At 41.3% G+C, this 1,325-nt stretch carries 1 protein-coding gene, 1 rRNA gene and 1 other annotated feature (1 of these 3 running past the window's edge); both genes read left to right on the top strand.

Annotated elements, in window-relative coordinates; genetic code table 11:
- Nucleotides 1–161 (top strand) — a sequence feature (23S ribosomal RNA rRNA prediction is too short); it begins 922 nt to the left of the window's first position.
- Nucleotides 162–246: 85 nt separating this feature from the next.
- A 5S ribosomal RNA gene (gene rrf / locus BACCOP_RS02490) occupies nt 247–356 on the top strand.
- Nucleotides 357–822: 466 nt separating this feature from the next.
- Nucleotides 823–1,325 (top strand): hypothetical protein (locus BACCOP_RS02485; RefSeq protein ID WP_007565860.1); only part of this gene is annotated, 503 nt, incomplete at its 3' end.

Raw genomic sequence — 1,325 nt, 5'->3', positions numbered from 1 at the left:
GTTCTAGTCGGGATCGGATAAGTCTGAAAGCATCTAAGTACGAAGCCGGCCACAAGATTAGATTTCTCAGGGTCGTCAAAGACGATGACGTTGATAGGATGCAGGTGTAAAGGTAGAGATACCAAAGCCGAGCATTACTAATTGCCCGTATGCTTTCCTGTCAGGAAGGATGGGTGATATATACTTTCAGCTTCTTGAGAAGTGCTTGAATTACCTGCTTGTTAGTCATGAATACATAAAGGATATTCAGGTGACTATTGCACGAAGGGTTCCACCTCTTCCCATTCCGAACAGAGAAGTTAAGCTTCGTCACGCCGATGGTACTGCGCAAGTGGGAGAGTAGGTAGTCGCCGTCTTAGGAGAAGCCCTGCAGCATCACAAGTGCCGCGGGGCTTTCTTTTTTTGCATGAGGGCAGAAAAAACGCCGCCGGCTCCGGGAGTACGGCGGCGGAAACGTTTCAATGTACCAGGGTGTTCATACCTTCCACGATCCTGCCGCAGGAGAAGACGCACCTGATGCTGATGTCCTTGTCTATGATGAGGATGTCCGCATCCTTGCCCTTCTGGAGAGTGCCCTTCGACGAGTCGATGCCGATAAGCTTTGACAATCCTTTTTCTAATTTTATGTTGAAGAACATGTTGCTTATTCGATATATTACATTCTTATTATTCTTTATTTAAAATCTTTGCTTATTGGTGGAAATATTTCTTTCGAAATAGTAGGTGATTAAGGCTTATTTAGTATATTTGACTCAGAAATTGTAATAATTACAATTGATAAAATTGTAAGTCTTATAACTAAGTTAAAGTTTAATAATCATTATGGAAAACAAGATTCAGGAGCTCACTGATAAGATTTATCGTGAAGGGGTGGAAAAGGGTAATGAAGAAGCACAACGACTTATCGATGAAGCTCAGAAAAAGGCTCAAAAGTTGATTGCAGATGCCCAGAAAGAGGCGGAAGGAATTATAGCCAATGCCCGTAAATCGGCAGATGAATTAACTGAAAATACGAAATCTGAGTTGAAGTTGTTTGCTGGACAGGCCCTGAATGCTCTGAAAACCGAAATTACTAACCTACTGACAAATGAAACAGTTTCGGATGCTGTAAAAGGATTTATCGCTGACAAGGATTTTTTCAACAAGTTTATTGTAACATTGGCTACTCAATGGTCGGCAAACGAATCGATTGTTATTTCTGTGAAGGATGCAGAGTCTCTGAAAAAATATTTTGCCTCAAATACGAAAAATCTTTTAGATAAAGGTGTAAAGATAGAGGAAGTAAACGGAGCTAAGGCTCTTTTCTCTGTTTCACCTGCTGATGG

This window comes from Phocaeicola coprocola DSM 17136 (assembly GCF_000154845.1).
In the GTDB taxonomy this organism is placed as follows: domain Bacteria; phylum Bacteroidota; class Bacteroidia; order Bacteroidales; family Bacteroidaceae; genus Phocaeicola; species Phocaeicola coprocola.
Note: the sequence above shows the minus strand (reverse complement) of the source record. Positions and strands in the feature narration are given on the sequence as shown.